The 15,238-nt window shown below is 70.5% G+C and carries 15 protein-coding genes; 10 read left to right on the top strand and 5 right to left on the bottom strand.

Annotated elements, in window-relative coordinates; translation table 11 throughout:
- Nucleotides 1-71: 71 nt before the first annotated feature.
- The 3 genes from FLW16_RS19455 (at nt 72) to FLW16_RS19445 (ending at nt 2,101) form a co-directional block, all read left to right on the top strand.
- Complete coding sequence (locus FLW16_RS19455) at nt 72-572, top strand: carbonic anhydrase (RefSeq protein WP_142561506.1); 501 nt, start codon at nt 72-74, stop codon at nt 570-572.
- Between the two features lie 179 nt (nt 573-751).
- The gene (locus FLW16_RS19450; protein ID WP_142561505.1) at nt 752-1,762 is read left to right on the top strand and encodes an SPFH domain-containing protein; all 1,011 of its coding nucleotides are present in this window, start codon (nt 752-754) and stop codon (nt 1,760-1,762) included.
- 15 nt (nt 1,763-1,777) lie between these two features.
- On the top strand, nt 1,778-2,101 hold the full coding sequence (locus FLW16_RS19445; RefSeq protein WP_142561504.1) for a hypothetical protein: 324 nt from the start codon (nt 1,778-1,780) through the stop codon (nt 2,099-2,101).
- Here the strand turns inward: FLW16_RS19445 and FLW16_RS19440 are convergent.
- Nucleotides 2,073-2,618: a GNAT family N-acetyltransferase gene (locus FLW16_RS19440; RefSeq protein WP_221891160.1), complete on the bottom strand. Its 546-nt coding sequence runs from the start codon at nt 2,616-2,618 to the stop codon at nt 2,073-2,075. The two genes, FLW16_RS19445 and FLW16_RS19440, sit on opposite strands and share 29 nt — an antisense overlap.
- 125 nt (nt 2,619-2,743) lie before the next feature.
- Between FLW16_RS19440 and FLW16_RS19435 the strand changes: the two genes are divergently transcribed.
- Nucleotides 2,744-3,238 (top strand): carbonic anhydrase, encoded by a 495-nt coding sequence (locus FLW16_RS19435; RefSeq protein WP_142561503.1) that lies wholly within the window; start codon nt 2,744-2,746, stop codon nt 3,236-3,238.
- Between the two features lie 237 nt (nt 3,239-3,475).
- Here the strand turns inward: FLW16_RS19435 and FLW16_RS19430 are convergent, their stop codons facing one another.
- Nucleotides 3,476-5,548, bottom strand: coding sequence for a type IIA DNA topoisomerase subunit B (locus tag FLW16_RS19430; RefSeq protein ID WP_142561502.1), 2,073 nt, complete (start codon nt 5,546-5,548; stop codon nt 3,476-3,478).
- A 246-nt stretch (nt 5,549-5,794) separates the two neighbouring features.
- Between FLW16_RS19430 and FLW16_RS19425 the strand changes: the two genes are divergently transcribed.
- Nucleotides 5,795-6,025, top strand: coding sequence for a hypothetical protein (locus FLW16_RS19425; RefSeq protein ID WP_142561501.1), 231 nt, complete (start codon nt 5,795-5,797; stop codon nt 6,023-6,025).
- 170 nt (nt 6,026-6,195) lie between these two features.
- Here the strand turns inward: FLW16_RS19425 and FLW16_RS19420 are convergent, their stop codons facing one another.
- Entirely contained in the window at nt 6,196-6,927 is a 732-nt protein-coding gene (locus FLW16_RS19420) for an N-acetyltransferase (protein WP_142561500.1), read from the bottom strand.
- A 99-nt stretch (nt 6,928-7,026) separates the two neighbouring features.
- On the opposite strand from FLW16_RS19420, the gene FLW16_RS45955 reads away from it, so the two are divergent.
- Genes FLW16_RS45955 through FLW16_RS19405 form a run of 3 tightly spaced genes read left to right on the top strand, consistent with a single transcriptional unit; the run spans nt 7,027 to nt 10,239 of the window.
- Nucleotides 7,027-8,388, top strand: coding sequence for an ABC transporter substrate-binding protein (locus tag FLW16_RS45955; RefSeq protein WP_221891159.1), 1,362 nt, complete (start codon nt 7,027-7,029; stop codon nt 8,386-8,388).
- 1 nt (nt 8,389) lies between these two features.
- On the top strand, nt 8,390-9,322 hold the full coding sequence (locus tag FLW16_RS19410; RefSeq protein WP_221891158.1) for a carbohydrate ABC transporter permease: 933 nt from the start codon (nt 8,390-8,392) through the stop codon (nt 9,320-9,322).
- Entirely contained in the window at nt 9,319-10,239 is a 921-nt protein-coding gene (locus FLW16_RS19405; protein ID WP_221891157.1) for a carbohydrate ABC transporter permease, read from the top strand. The genes FLW16_RS19410 and FLW16_RS19405 overlap by 4 nt, the downstream gene beginning before the upstream one ends.
- Here FLW16_RS19405 and FLW16_RS19400 read toward each other — a convergent pair.
- Complete coding sequence (locus FLW16_RS19400) at nt 10,236-10,877, bottom strand: GntR family transcriptional regulator (protein ID WP_260615391.1); 642 nt, start codon at nt 10,875-10,877, stop codon at nt 10,236-10,238. The genes FLW16_RS19405 and FLW16_RS19400 overlap by 4 nt on opposite strands.
- 63 nt (nt 10,878-10,940) lie before the next feature.
- Here FLW16_RS19400 and aceE point away from each other — a divergent pair, with 63 nt between their 5' ends.
- Both aceE and FLW16_RS19390 read left to right on the top strand, forming a co-directional pair.
- A complete protein-coding gene (gene aceE, locus FLW16_RS19395) occupies nt 10,941-13,397 on the top strand; it encodes a pyruvate dehydrogenase (acetyl-transferring), homodimeric type (RefSeq protein WP_142561499.1) in 2,457 nt (818 codons plus the stop codon).
- Nucleotides 13,398-13,492: 95 nt separating this feature from the next.
- Nucleotides 13,493-14,242 (top strand): YaaA family protein, encoded by a 750-nt coding sequence (locus FLW16_RS19390; protein ID WP_142561498.1) that lies wholly within the window; start codon nt 13,493-13,495, stop codon nt 14,240-14,242.
- Nucleotide 14,243: 1 nt separating this feature from the next.
- On the opposite strand, the gene FLW16_RS19385 is transcribed toward FLW16_RS19390, so the two are convergent.
- The gene (locus FLW16_RS19385) at nt 14,244-15,209 is read right to left on the bottom strand and encodes a hypothetical protein (RefSeq protein WP_142561497.1); all 966 of its coding nucleotides are present in this window, start codon (nt 15,207-15,209) and stop codon (nt 14,244-14,246) included.
- Between the last annotated feature and the right edge of the window lie 29 nt (nt 15,210-15,238).

Below are 15,238 nucleotides of genomic sequence, written 5' to 3'. Positions count from 1 at the left end.
ACCCGCCAGGAGTGCACAAAAGTCCGCCCCCCGCGATGACCGGTTGGAGGGCATCGGGCAACATCTGTGACATGACCGGAGCTTTCGACGATCTGCTGGACGCCAACGAGAAGTACGCGAGCACGTTCACCCACTCCGGCCTCAGCGGCCGCGCGGCGCGTGGGCTCGCGGTGGTGACGTGCATGGACTCCCGCATCGACCCGCTCGGGCTGCTCGGCCTGACCGCGGGCGACGCGAAGATCCTGCGCAACGCGGGCGCGCGGGTGACCGACGACGTCCTGCGGACCCTCGTCCTCGCCGTCTACCTGCTCGGCGTCGACCGCGTGCTGGTGATGCCGCACACCGACTGCCGGATGTCCAAGTCGACCGACGAGGACGTACACAACCTCATCGCCGCCGACTTCGGCGTCGACACCCGCAGCCTCGAGTTCCAGACCGTCCCCGACCAGCATGCCGCGCTGCGGCACGACATCACCCGCATCAAGTCCAGCCCCTACCTGCCCGACGACCTCGTCGTGGGCGGCGCGCTGTACGACGTGCACACGGGACGGCTCCAGCCCGTCGAGGTCTGACGCCACCCCCGTACGGCAGGCCGCCCGGTCTGCCGTACGGGGCCGGGCGGGGCGCCTTCTCCGGCGTTACGGGCCGTCCTGGAACCGGGGCACCTGGCTGCTACGTTGTCCTGGCCGACGACACGTGAGCTTTTCCCCGGTACCGCAACCGGTCCCGAGGCGCCCCCCAAGGAGCCCGTATGCCCAGCCGCACTCCCTCCGCCTCCGGCGGCACGTCACGCCGGTCCTACCGCCGCATCGCCATCCTGGTGATCCTCGCGCTCATCATCGTCGGGGCGCCGACCCTGCTCGGCGCGTTCAGCGGGTTCGAGCGCACCAGCGGCGGCGAGGTGGCGGTCGTCCGCGACGGCGGCCCGCTCGACGACAACAAGGTCCGCCAGGTCATCGACCCCGGCTCCGGCGTGACCTGGATCGGGTGGTGGTCCCAGATGCACCGCTACCCCGCCCAGCAGCGGTTCTACACGATCACCTCCGACTCCGGACACGGCGAGAGGTCCGGCGTCGACGTCGTCAACGTGCCGAGCGGCGACGGCGTCAACATGGGCATCGAAGGCACGCTCTACTTCGCCCTCAACCTCGACCACCAGACGCTGAAGTCGTTCGACGACAAGTTCGGCACGCGCAAGTTCCGCAGCACCAACGGCGGGACCTACTACCCCTGGGAGGGCGACGAGGGCTGGTCCGCCTTCCTCGACCAGATCATCCGGCCGGTGATCGACAACGACCTGCGCACCCAGATCAACAACTTCCGATGCGCGCAGCTGGTCTCCTCCTGCGCGCTCGTGCAGAACAACAGCGGCGGCCAGCAGACCGGGGGCGTGCCACAGCAGGGCAACAACGCGAACATCGCCAAGATCCAGGACGCGGTGAACACGAGCCTGGCCGAGGACCTCAAGTCGACCCTCGGCGCCGACTATCTCACCGGCATCCACTTCAACCTCTCACGGGTGACCCTGCCCAGCGAGGTCCAGGAGGCGGTCAACCAGGCGCAGGCCGCGTTCGCGAAGGTCACCGAGGCGCAGGCGAAGGTCGCCCAGGCGCGCGCGGAGGCGGACGCCAACAAGGCCCGGCAGGACGGCTACAACAAGTGCCCCACGTGCGCGGAGATCGAGAAGCTGAAGGCCCTGCCCCAGGGCATCACGGTGTACGCGCCAGGCAATACTGGAGGCGTCGCTCTGCCCACCAAGTAGGGAGCCGGGACCCCGATGCGCCTGCTCGCCCTTCCGGTGACGCTCATCGTCATCGCCGTGCTCGTGTATCTGCTCGTGACGCTCGCACGCGGCGGGAAGCCGGCGTCCCGGCGAGAGGCGGCCGGCTCACCCCACTGGGAGACCGACACGGTCATGGAGAACGGGTGGACCCTGATCGTCGTACGCAAGGTCGCTCCCGGCCCCAACGGGCCGATGGAGCTGACCAGGCAGACGGTCAGGGCCATCCGCGACGACGACCCTGACTGGGACGAACGCTACCGGGAGGGCATGCTGGAGGCCCGCAACCGGGTCAGCACCCTGGAGATCGAGTCCGGCTGACCCCGCCCGGGTTCGAGGGCAGTTCCAGTTCGATTTCGTGGCGGAGCGGGATGCCGTCGAGGCCGGTCTCGGGGATCGACGGCTTGAGCTCACGCGACCGGGCGACGGCGTCCCGGTGCACGGCGACGAGGTCGAAGCCGTACCGCTGGTAGAAGCGCAGCGCCCGCAGGTTGTCGTTCGTCGTCACCAGCCACAGCCGAACCGCGCCTGCGGCGCGCGCCGCTCCGGCCACCGCGTCGACGAGGGCGGTGCCCACTCCGGCGCCTTCGCGTACGGAGTCGAGCGTGACGAGTTCGCACTCCCCGCCGTCGATCCTGTAGGTGGCGACGCCCGCGCGTTCTCCGTCGAGCAGCGCGACGAATCCGGGCAGGGCCGTCGTGTCGTGGGCGACGCCCCGGCTGACCGATACGACTCCTCCCCACCGCTCGGTGAACAACTCCCGCATCCAGGCGACGTCCTCGACGGTGAGCGGCCGCACGGTCGCGTGGCTCTTCTGGTCGTGATCGAGTGATGTCATGGGTCCATGATCACAGGTGACCGTCGGACACCTCCGGGTCACGAACGGTCACTATACCTATTGACTTGGTAGGAATAAACGGCAAAGGTGGGGCCAGCGACTCGCGCGACCAGAAGGGACATCTCATGAGCGTCACCGACGAACTCCTCGTCAACGCCGAGCGGTACGCCGCGGACTTCGGCAAGGGACACCTGCCGCTGCCCCCGGCGCGCGGGGTGGCCGTCCTCGCCTGCATGGACGCCCGGCTGAACGTGTACGGCCTGCTCGGGCTGGCCGAGGGCGACGCTCACGTCATCCGCAACGCCGGCGGCGTGGTGACCGCGGACGAGCGGCGCAGCCTCGCCATCAGCCAGCGCCTGCTCGGTACGCGGGAGATCATCCTCATCCACCACACGGACTGCGGCATGCTGACCTTCACCGACGACGACTTCCGCCGGGGCATCGAGGCCGAGGTCGGGATCAAGCCCGACTGGGCCGCCGAGGCGTTCTCCGACCTCGACGCGGACGTCATCCAGTCGATCAACAGAATCACGGCCGACCCGTTCATCCCCCACAAGGACTCGGTGCGGGGATTCGTCTACGAGGTCGAGACCGGGCGCCTGCGCGAGGTCAAGCCCTGACACTGTCCCCGGCGGAAACCGGCCGATCGTGGACACCGCCCGCCGGATCGGCCTGAGCCGGCTCGGGTAGGGATGCACGCGCGGCCGCACAGGGCCGGGCACCGGCGCCTGGGGGATGATCGCCATCCCGTCCGGGAGCTACTTCTGCCAGACGGTGGCCTACTACCCGGAGATCGACTACGCCAACGGCCGGCGATGCCGAGCTCGCGACGGTGTCCGGCGCCCGGCGGGCACCGGTCAGGCGTCGATGTGGTCGCGGTCCACCTCGGCGGCGCTGCCGATGATGAACTCGCGGCGCGGGCCCACGTCGCTGCCCATGAGGAGGTTGAAGATGTGCTCGGCATCCTCCACGTCCTCGATCCGCACGCGGCGCAGGACGCGGTGGCGGGGGTCCATGGTCGTCTCGGCGAGCTGGTCGGCGTCCATCTCACCGAGACCCTTGTAACGCTGCACGGGGTCCTTCCAGCGCTTGCCGCGCCGCTCCAGGTCGCGCATGACCTTGTGCAGCTCGGCGTCGCTGTAGGTGTAGATGTACTTGTCCTGGCCACGCCCGGGGTTGGTGACCTCGATGCGGTGCAGCGGCGGCACCGCGGCGAACACCCGCCCGGCCTCGACCATCGGCTTCATGTAGCGATGGAAGAGCGTGAGCAGCAGGCAGCGGATGTGCGCGCCGTCCACGTCCGCGTCGGCCATCAAGATGATCTTGCCGTAGCGGGCCGACTCGATGTCGAACGAGCGGCCCGACCCGGCGCCGACCACCTGGATGATCGCGGCGCACTCGGCGTTCTTGAGCATGTCGGCGACCGACGCCTTCTGCACGTTCAGGATCTTGCCCCGGATCGGCAGCAGCGCCTGGAACTCCGAGTCGCGGGCGAGCTTGGCCGTGCCCAGCGCGGAGTCGCCCTCGACGATGAACAGCTCGCTGCGGTCGACGTCGTCGCTGCGGCAGTCGACCAGCTTGGCGGGCAGCGCCGAGTTCTCCAGCGCGGACTTGCGCCGCTGGTTGTCACGGTGCTCGCGGGCGGCGATGCGGGCCTTGGCCGCGGCGACGACCTTCTCCAGCACCGCGCGCAGCTGCTGCTTCTGCCCCCGCTTGGGGTTGGCGAACAGCGCCTTGAGCTCACGGGCGACCACGTGGGCGACGATGCGGCTGGCCGCGGAGGTGCCGAGCACCTCCTTGGTCTGGCCCTCGAACTGCGGCTCGGGCACCCGCACGGTGACGACCGCGGTCAGCCCTTCGAGGATGTCCTCCTTGGTCACCGGCTCGTCGCCGTTCTTCAGCAGCCGGGTCTCCCTGAGCTGCTCGTTGACCGTGCGGACCAGCGCCCGCTCGAACCCCGCGACGTGGGTGCCGCCCTTCGGCGTGGCGATCACGTTCACGAAGGAGCGTACGGTCGTCTCGTAGCCCTTCCCCCAGCGGATCGCGACGTCGACGGTGAGCTCCCGCTCGATCTCCGTCGGCGTCATGTGGCCCTGCTCGTCGAGCACGGGGACCGTCTCGTGGAAGTGGCCCTCGCCCTGCAGCCGCAGCACGTCGCACACGGCCTCGTCCCGGGACAGGAACTCGGTGAACTCGCTGATGCCGCCGTCGAAGCGGAACGTCTCCTCGACCGGCTCCTCGCCGCGGACGTCGCGCACCACGAGCGTGAGCCCCGGCACCAGGAAGGCCGTCTGGCGCAGCCGCACGTGGATCTCGTCGAGCGAGACCTCGGCCTCGGGCAGGAAGATCTGCCGGTCGGCCCAGAAGCGCACGCGGGTGCCGGTGGTGTTGCGCGGGGCCGGGCCGCCGTCGCGCAGGCCGGACTTCTTGCGGAACTTGGCGGTCGGGCCGTCGCCGTCGAACACGCCGGGCACGCCCCGGCGGAAGCTGATCTGGTGGACCTTGCCGTCGCGGTCGACCTCGACGTCGACGCGGGAGGACAGCGCGTTGACCACCGAGGCGCCGACGCCGTGCAGACCGCCCGAGGCGCCGTAGGAACCGCCGCCGAACTTGCCGCCCGCGTGGAGCTTCGTGTAGACGAGCTCGACGCCGGCCAGGCCGCTCTTGGGCTCGACGTCGACGGGAATGCCGCGCCCGTTGTCACGCACCTCGATCGAGCCGTCCGCGTGCAGCTCGACCTCGATCCGCGTGCAGTGGCCTCCGAGTGCCTCGTCGACCGCGTTGTCCACGATCTCCCACAGGCAGTGCATGAGGCCGCGCGTGTCCGTGGAGCCGATGTACATCCCCGGGCGCTTGCGGACGGCCTCCAGGCCTTCCAGCACAGAGAGATGACGGGCGGTGTACCCCGTCTCCGCGCGAACCGCAGTCACACCCAACTCCCACTTATCAATCGAACACGCGTACGCAGCTTAACGCCACTCAATGTTTGTACGCGCACAAGCTTGCCAGGCGCAGCACAATGACCGGCACTTTCGCTGTGATCCCCGTCACTTTCCCGATCATTCTGCTCTGGGCGTAGTCGGAGCATGATTGGGAAGGCCCGTATCCGGTTAGATGTTGTCCCAAGTGACTGACGCCAACGTCCCCACAGCGTGGGGCGACCCGAAAGGCGATACGTGACTGGAGCTCTCGCCCCCATCAAGCCGCTGACGGCCCTGGACCGGTGCGACCGGTGCGGTGCTCAGGCCTACATCCGCGCGACCCTGCCCGTGGGTGGGGAGTTGCTGTTCTGCGCCCACCACGGGCGTCAGCACGTGACTGTGCTGCGCGACAAAGGTGCTGAGATCCAGGACGAGTCGGCCCGACTCAGTGAATCCCCCGCGACCGCCCCTGACGGCGAGCGCTGACCCTATAGACGGCGTGCCGGAGCGTCAGACGATGATGTCGGCTCCGCGCGCCGTCGCCATATAAGCCATCGACACAAGCGATCGACACAATCCGTCGATCCGGGCCGCCCGCCCGGCGCGACCGCCGTTCCCCGCTTCCCCCGGGGACCGCGGCGGACGGCGCCGGCGGGTCAGGACCGCACCCGGTAGTGGTAGCGGCCGGCGACGGCGAATCCCTCGCGCTCGTAGAGCGCACGGGCGCCGGTGTTGGCCTCCGTCACCACCAGGTACGCGCCGTCGGCGCCACACTGCCGCCCCCAGGCGAGCAGGGTGCGCAGCACGGCCGCGCCCAGCCCGCGCCGCCTGGCGTGCGGCTCGACCGCCATGCAGTAGACCCCGAGCCATCGCCCCTGCGGCACGCCCCGCCCCACCGCGCCCTCGTCGAGGAGGACGTACCCCGCGGGCACCCCGCCGAGGATGCGCTCCCCCCACGTCCGCGCCGGAACCTCTCCGGTCTCGCGGTGGCGCCCGCCGTCCACGCTCCACCAGGTGCGCAGCCACCGTTCCGACGGCCTGTCCTCCACCGCCGCATCGGCGGCAGGCTCGTCGCCGGTGAGCGGCCTGGTCATCACCAAAGTGGGATCCACGAGCCGGTAGCCCCGGCGGCCGAGTTCGCCGTCGAGCCCGGGCGTTGCGCCCATGCCGACCGAGAACACGCAGGGCTGCCCGATGCCCTCGTAGAAGCGCTCGGCCCGGTCGACCGCCTCCGGCAGATCCGCGCGCTCTCCCAGCGCCAGCACCGAGTTGGCCCGTTTCGTCACGCCGCCCGCGTGCCGGTAGACCCAGCCGCCGTCCTCGGCCCGTCCGGGCGCCGGCCATGCCGCATCGACCAGAAGGTCGAACTGTGCGATTCCCTCATTCACCCGCCGCAGCCTAGTTGAGCTGCACTGCTCGGGTTTAGATCTTGCGTTCGGGGCAGTGGGGGTGCTCTCGATTCCTCGGACCCCCTCAAAGGAGCGGCGGTGTCCCCCTCGCGCAGGAACCGTACCGGCATGGTCGTGCTCGCAGGAGCCCTGGCAGCGGTGTTGCCACTGTCCGCGTGCGGCGGCGTGGGAGCCGCACGCGGCGCGTCGGCGGGCGGCGGTTCCGCCCTGACCACCATGGGCTTCGGCTTCCCCGACGAGATCGCCACGACCCGGGTGGACGCCTTCAAGAAGGCCCATCCCGGAGTGAGGCTCACCGTCAACCAGGGCCAGTTCGACGAGCAGGCGTTCCTGTCGGCGGTGGCGAGCGGCAACCCGCCGGACGTCGTCTACCTCGACCGCCAGCTGATCGGCACGTACGCCGCCAGGGGCGCGATCCAGCCGTTGGACGACTGCGTGGCCGAAGAGGGCATCCCGATGTCCGACTTCTACCCCGCCGCCCAGGAGCAGGTGAAACTGAACGGCAAGTGGTACGGCGTGCCGGAGTTCTACACCTCGATCATCCTGCTGGTGAACGACAAGGCCGCCAAGGACGCCGGGGTGGACCCGGCGAGCATCGACACCTCCGACTGGGGCGCCCTGGCCGCCCTGGCCAAGAAGATGAACAAGGTCTCTGGCGGCAGGATCGAGCGCTTCGGCTTCTATCCCAAGCTGCCGGAGTTCCTCCCCCTGTGGGCCAAGGCCAACGGCGCCGACCTGCTGTCGGAGGACGGGAAGACCTCCCGCCTCGACGACCCGAAGGTCGCGGAGGCGCTCGACTACGCCAACGGGCTGCTCGACGACCAGGGCGGCTGGACCAAGCTCAAGGCGTTCACCGACACCTTCGACTACTTCGGGGAGAAGAACCCGATCGCCGAGGACCAGATCGGGATGATGCTCACCGAGCAGTTCCTGGTCACCTCCCTGGCGAGCACCTCCCCCGACGCGAAGATCACCGTGCTGCCGTTCAAGGACAGGCAGGGCAACCCGGTCACCATGGTCGGCGGCAACGCCTGGGTCGTCCCCAAGGGGGCCAAGCATCCGGACGTCGCCTGCCAGTGGATCAAGACGATGACCTCGGCCGGCACCTGGATCGCGGCGGCCAAGGCGCGGGCGGCCAAGCGGGCCCAGGAGGGCAAGCCCTACCCCGGCACGTTCACGGCCAACGCCAAGGCCGACCAGGCGATCTTCTCCCAGATCGTCAAGCCGAGCGGGCACAAGCCGTACGACGACGCGACCAAGACGATCCTGAGCGTGCAGGACAAGGGCTTCGTCGTCCCGCAGTCGGCCGCCGCGGCGGAGTTCCGCACCGCCTGGATCGACGCGGCGACCCGGGTGATGCAGGGACGCCAGGACGCGAAGGCCGCGCTCTCCCAGGCCCAGCAGGAGGCCGCCAAGGCCCTCCAGGCCGCGGCGGGCTGACGTGGCTCGCCCGCTTTCCGGACTGGCCCGCCACGAGGCCCGCTGGGCCTACGTGTTCCTGCTGCCGTGGCTGATCGGCCTGGTGGTCTTCCAGGCCGGGCCCATGGTCGCGAGCCTCGTGCTCTCGCTGACCGACTACGACCTGATCTCCACGCCGAAGTTCGCCGGCCTCGGCAACTACGCCGCGATGCTGGAGGACCCGAAGGTCGCCAGGGCGATCGGCAACACGGCCTTCTACACGGTCCTGCACGTTCCACTGGCCCTGGTGATCTCACTGCTGCTCGCGCTCATGCTCAACCGCGTCACAGGCCGGGCCGCCGGGTTCTTCCGCACGGTGTTCTACCTGCCGTCCATGACGCCGTACGTCGCGGTGGGCGTGCTGTTCCTGTTCCTGCTCAACGGTCAGGCGGGGCTGGTCAACCAGTTCCTCGGGCTGTTCGGCGTGGACGGGCCGCAGTGGACGACCGACCCCGCGTGGGTCAAGCCCGGCATCGTGCTCATGTCGCTGTGGAACCTCGGCTCGACCACGATCATCCTGTTCGCGGCGCTGCGCAACGTGCCGCGCGACCTGTACGAGGCCGCGATGATCGACGGCGCCGGCCCCTGGCAGCGGTTCCGCTCGGTCACCCTGCCGATGATCAGCTCCGCGCTGTTCTTCGTGGTGATCATCAACACGATCGCGGCGCTGCAGATGTTCGACCAGGTCTACACGATGTTCTTCGGCAACCAGACCGCGCAGCACTCCTACGGGGACTCGGCCCTGTTCTACGTCGTCTACATGTTCCAGCAGGGCTTCCAGTTCCTGCACATGGGCTACGCGTCGGCGCTCGCCTGGCTGCTGTTCGCGATCATCGGGGTCATCACGATCGTGCAGGTCAAGGTCGGCAACCGGTTCGTCTACTACGAGGCCGAGCCTCCGGGAGGGACGCGATGACCGCGACGGCGGGCCGCAGGCTGCCGGAACGCGCCGGCATGGCGGAGCGGATGCGAGAGGCGGCGCGCGACGACCGCCCGGGCACGGCGGGCACCCGCAGGGCGTTCTTCCTCGTCATGCTCTCGGCTGCGGCGGCGGTGTTCCTCTACCCGTTCGTGTGGCTGGTCGTGGCCTCGCTCAAGCCGCGCGACCGGACGTTCGCCGACCCGTTCCTCCCCTGGCCGCACCCGTTCGCCCCGGAGAACTACGCGAACGTGTGGGACGCCGCGCCGATGCTGGCCTGGCTGTTCAACACGGTCGTCGTGGGGGTCATGGCGGCCCTCACCGTGACCGTGTCGAGCGCGTTCGTCGCCTTCGGGTTCGCCTACTTCCGCTTCCCGGGGCGCGGCGTGCTGTTCGGCAGCGTGCTCGCCACGATGATGCTCCCTGCGGCCGTCACGCTCGTGCCGACGTACCTGATCTGGAACTCCGTCGGCCTGACCGGCACGCAGGTGCCGCTGTGGGCGGGCAACCTGTTCGGGTCGGCGTTCTACATCTTCCTGCTGCGCCAGTTCTTCCTCGGCATCCCGCGCTACGTCTTCGAGGCGGCCAGGGTGGACGGCGCGTCCTACCTCGACCTGTTCTGGCGGATCGCGCTGCCCCTCGGCCGCCCGGCTCTGATCATCGCGTTCATCTTCGAGCTCAAGGCGAGCTGGTTCGACCTGATGAAGCCGCTGATCTACCTCCAGGATCCCGCGCTGTTCACGCTGCCGCGCGGGCTCAAGGCCGTGGTCGACCAGTTCTACCAGGGCGGCGATCCCAAGTGGGAGATCGTCCTGGCCGCGAGCGTGATCACCACGCTTCCGCTCGTCGTCGTCTTCTTCGCCGGCCAGCGCTACTTCGTCCAGGGCATCGCCACGACCGGCCAGAAGGGCTAGGTCCTGCTCCCGGGCTCGACCGTGTCCGGCTCTGTCGGGGCGTAGCGGAGCACGTGCTCGCGGAGCAGGACGCCCACCTCGGGGTCGTCCCGCTCGAACGCCTCCACGAGAGGTTCGTGGTCGGCGGCGTTCTCGTGCGGGTGCATCCGGAACAGGCGGATCGACAGGTGGGTCCACACCTCGATGCCGAGCGACTCCCACACCGACAGCAGCACGTCGTTGCCCGAGGCTTTCACGATCTCCCGGTGGAAGGCGACGCCGTGCCGCACCTGATCGTGCAGGGCACCGGCCGCCGCCGCCTCGTGCAGACGGCCGAGGTGCGTGCGCAACGCCTCCACGCGGGGCCTGCCCAGCCGGACGGCCGTCTCCTCCAGGCCCGCCCGCACCTGGTACACCTCGCGGAGGTCGCTCCGGGTGAGCCTGCGGACCCGCGCGCCCTTGTTGGGCGCGGACTCGATGAGCCTGAGCGCCTCCAGCTCGCGCAGCGCCTCACGCACCGGGGCCTGGCTGACGCCCAGCTCGGCTGCCATCCGCCGCTCGACGAGACGGTCGCCGGGCTTCCATCGGCCGTTGGTCAGGCCGTCGAGCACGGTTTGCCGGATCTGGTCGCGCAGCGGCGACCGCACGACGGGTTCCACGAGACCGATGATAGGGCCGTACAACAACATCCTATGATCGATCATAGGGTGTTTAATGAATCCATGGACGAAGACCTGGATCCGCAGGAGACCGCCGAGTGGCTCGAATCCCTCGAGGCGGTCCGCCGTGCAGCCGGCCCCGAACGGGTCGACTACCTGCTGAAGCGGCTGGCCACGGCCACCCGCTACATCAACACCGTCCCGACCTCCGAGGAGCCCCGCTACCCGGGTGACCTGGAGCTGGAGGAACGCATCGCCGCGTACGACCGGTGGAACGCCGCGGCGATGATCACCAGGGGGAGCCGGCTGGGGCTCGGCGGCCACCTGGCGACCTACGCCTCGGCCGCCTGGCTGTACGAGGTGGGCTTCAACCACTTCTTCCACGCCGGCCGCGACCAGGTCTACTTCCAGGGCCACGCCTCCCCGGGCATCTACGCCCGGGCGTTCCTTGAGGGCAGGCTGAGCGAAGCCCAGCTCGATTTGTTCAGGCGCGAGCCCGAGGGCGGGCTGCCGTCGTACCCGCATCCGCGGTCCATGCCGGACTTCTGGCAGTTCCCCACCGTCTCCATGGGCCTCGGCCCGCTCAACGCGGTCTACCAGGCCAGATTCAACCGCTACCTGCACAATCGCGGCATCAAGGACACCTCGGACAGCCACGTATGGGCCTTCCTCGGCGACGGCGAGATGGACGAGCCGGAGTCCACGGCCGCCCTCACCCTGGCCGCCCGCGAGGGGCTCGACAACCTCACCTTCGTGATCAACTGCAACCTGCAGCGGCTCGACGGGCCGGTGCGGGGCAACACCCGAATCGTCCAGGAGCTCGAAAGCGTCTTCAGAGGCGCGGGCTGGCACGTCGTCAAGGCGCTGTGGGGCCGGGAGTGGGACGGGCTGCTCGGCTCGGACGAACTGGTGGCCCGGCTGGGCGAGGTGCCGGACGGGCAGTTCCAGACGTTCGCCGCCTCGACGGGCGCCTACATCAGGGAGCGGCTGTTCCAGGGGCTGGACGTGCCCTGCTCGGACGACGACCTGCGGCGCATCGTCGGCGGGTCCCGGGCGGGCCACGAGCCGCGGAAGGTGTACGCGGCCTACCGCAGGGCCCTGGACAACCGCGGCGCGCCCACCGTGATCCTCGTGCAGACGGTGAAGGGCTGGACCCTCGGTGCGGGAATCGAGGCGCGCAACGCCAACCACCAGATGAAGAAGCTCACCCAGGACGAGTTCCGCGGGCTGCGCGACCGGCTCGGCCTGCCGGTGCCGGACGAGGCGCTCGACGGCGACCTGCCGCCATACCTGCATCCCGGGCCGGACTCGCCGGAGGCGCGGTACGCCGCCGAGCGGCGCCGCGACCTGGGCGGGCCCGTCCCCCGCCGTACGGTCTCCCACTCCCCGCTGCCGGCCCCGGGCGAGGCGCCGTTCCGGGCCCTGGAGAAGGGCTCGAAGCAGCCCGTGGCCACGACCATGGCCTTCGTCCGCCTGGTGAAGGACCTGATGAAGGAGCCGGAGACGGGACGCCGCTGGGTGCCGATCGTGCCCGACGAGGCCAGGACGTTCGGCATGGAGTCGCTGTTCCCCACTGCCAAGATCTACTCGCCGCTTGGCCAGCGCTACGAGTCCGTCGACAGGGACCTGCTGCTGGCGTACAAGGAGGCGGCCGACGGGCAGATCCTGCTGGAAGGCATCACCGAGGCCGGGTCGATGGCGTCGTTCACGGCCGCGGCCTCCAGCTACGCCACCCACGGCGAACCCATGATCCCCTTCTACATCTTCTACTCGATGTTCGGCTGGCAGCGCACGGGCGACCAGATGTGGGCGCTGGCCGACCAGCTCGGCCGCGGGTTCCTCATCGGCGCCACCGCCGGCCGGACCACGATGACAGGAGAGGGCCTGCAGCACGCGGACGGTCACTCGCAGCTCCTCGCCTCGGCCAACCCGGCGTGCCTGGCCTACGATCCCGCCTTCGCCTACGAGGTGGGGACGATCGTGCGTGAGGGGCTCCGGCGCATGTACGGCCCCGGCGGCGAGGACGTGTTCTACTACCTGACCGTCTACAACGAGCCGCTGCCCCAGCCCCCGATGCCCGAGGGCGCCGAGGAGGGCATCCTCCGGGGGATCTACCGGTACGCCGCCGGTGGCGGCCAGGCCCACCTGCTGGCCAGCGGCACCGCGATCCACTGGGCGCTGGAGGCGCAGCGACTGCTCAGGGAGGAGTACGGCCTGGGCGTCGACGTGTGGTCGGTCACCTCCTGGAGCGAGCTGCGCCGCGACGCCATGACCACCACGGGCGTGCCGTACATCCGGCAGGCCCTGGCCGGGACCGCGGGACCGGTGATCGCGGTCAGCGACTGGATGCGCGCGGTGCCGGACCAGATCAGCCCGTGGATCGACCGGCCGTGGACCTCTCTCGGCACCGACGGGTTCGGGCTGTCGGGCACCCGCGAGGCGGTCCGCAGGCACTTCGGCGTGGATCCGCGCTCGATCGCGGAGGCCGTGCTCAAGGCGGTGGAGACCGGCCGGAGGTGAGCGACGGGCAGCGGCGCCCCGATCGGGGGAAACTCTCCGGTCGGGGCCTCTCCGGTCGGGGCCTCTCCGGTGGGGGCACAGTAGGCTGCGGAACCGTGCTCATCCTGCTTCCGCCCTCGGAGGGGAAGGCCGAGCGGGGCACCTCCGCCGTCCGCCGGCTCAGCTTCCCCGAACTCGCCTCACCGCGCGAGAAGGTCCTCGACGCCCTCGTCTCGCTCTGCCACACGGCCGAGGCGCGCGACGTGCTCGGCCTGTCGGAGGGGCAGACCGGCGAGATCGAGCGCAACCTGGCGCTCCCCACGGCGCGCACGCTGCCCGTCGCCGCCCTCTACACGGGCGTGCTGTACGACAACCTGGGCCTCGCCACCCTCTCCCCCGAGGCCCGGCGGCGGGCCGACCGGAGGATCGTCGTGTTCTCGGCGCTGTGGGGCCTGCTGCGCCCGTCCGACCGCGTGCCGCCCTACCGGCTGTCCATGGGCGTACGGCTGCCGCCGATGGGCGGCCTGGCCGCGTTCTGGCGGCCGTCGATCAGCCCGGTGCTGGACGCGACGAAGGGGCTCGTGGTGGACATGCGGTCCGCGACGTACGCCGCCGCCTGGCAGCCCGGTGAACGCGGCGTGGCCGTACGGGTGCTGCGGGAGGCCGCCGGGAAGCGGACCGTCGTCAGCCACATGGCGAAGGCCACCCGTGGCGTGGTGGCCCGCGCGCTCGTCGAGACCCCCGACCGGCCCCGGACGGCCGGGGATCTGGCCGACCTGCTGACCGGCCTGGGACATCGGGTCGAACTGGCGGCGCCGGCCGGGCGGGGAAAGCCGCGGACCCTCGACGTGATCGTGGACGAGTAGGTCAGAGATTCAGCCGGGCGCAGGCCCGGCGGTACTGCTGGGCCGGATCGCCGAGGTGCGACCAGGGCAGCCGGCTGAAGCGGCCGCCCGTCCTGGCGAGGTGCCCGCGCGCCGGACGCCGGAGGTCGGACAGGTAGAAGGCGGCGCCGAAGACGTTGTGCGCCTCGACCGAGCGCGGGTGCGCCCCGCCGATGCGCCGCTCCGCCCAGTGGGCGGCGGCCGAGACGATGTCGCGCTGCGCATCGAAGGAGAACCAGCCGCCGCGGGACATGGGGGTGCGCCCGGCGGCGACGATCTCGAAGTGGGCCAGCGGCACGAGGGCCGGGAGCGGGCTGCCCTCCGGGGCGTGCGCGGCGGCCGAGCGGGCGAAGCCGAGCATCTCCTGGGCGGTGCCGCCCCAGCCGGGCGACAGGGTGATCAGGCGGGCCAGCGCCCCCGAATACAGCGTGGGCCACCGGCGGGAGCATTCGTACCAGACGGCGTCCTTGTCGGCGCGCGGCCGGTCCAGCCCGATGGCCAGCCACATCAGGCACTCCCACGGCACCGGATCGCTCTGCGCGAGCCCCGCCGCCGTCAGCAGCGGCTGCCTGGCCCGTTCCATGGCCGACCGGTAGGCGTGCAGCCGGTCCGCCTGCACCGCCCTGGCCCGCACGTCGGGCCGCAGCTCCCAGGCCTCCTCCAGGCGGGCCCGGCCGAGCCACAGCCAGAGGTCGGGATTGCCCTGGTCGTGGGCGAGCAGCGCCTCGATCGACCGGCTCGCCCCCATGACGGCCCGCGACAGCGCCTCCACCCGCACCGACCGCGTCTCCGGGTCGCCCCTGCTGTCCGCGAGGACGGCCGCCGCCGGTCTGAGGTCGCCCCTGGAGACGGCCTCGACCGCCCCGTCGAGCATGGTGTCCGCCCACGGGCGGTCCGGGATCACTCGTGGCCCCCGAGCACGCGCCCGATCCACTTCGATCACTCCCATGAGGCGCGAGCCTAGGAGCGTCGACGTGC

The sequence above is a fragment of the Microbispora sp. KK1-11 genome, assembly GCF_006874435.1.
Lineage (GTDB): Bacteria > Actinomycetota > Actinomycetes > Streptosporangiales > Streptosporangiaceae > Microbispora > Microbispora catharanthi.
This window is presented reverse-complemented; position numbering and strand designations above follow the sequence as displayed.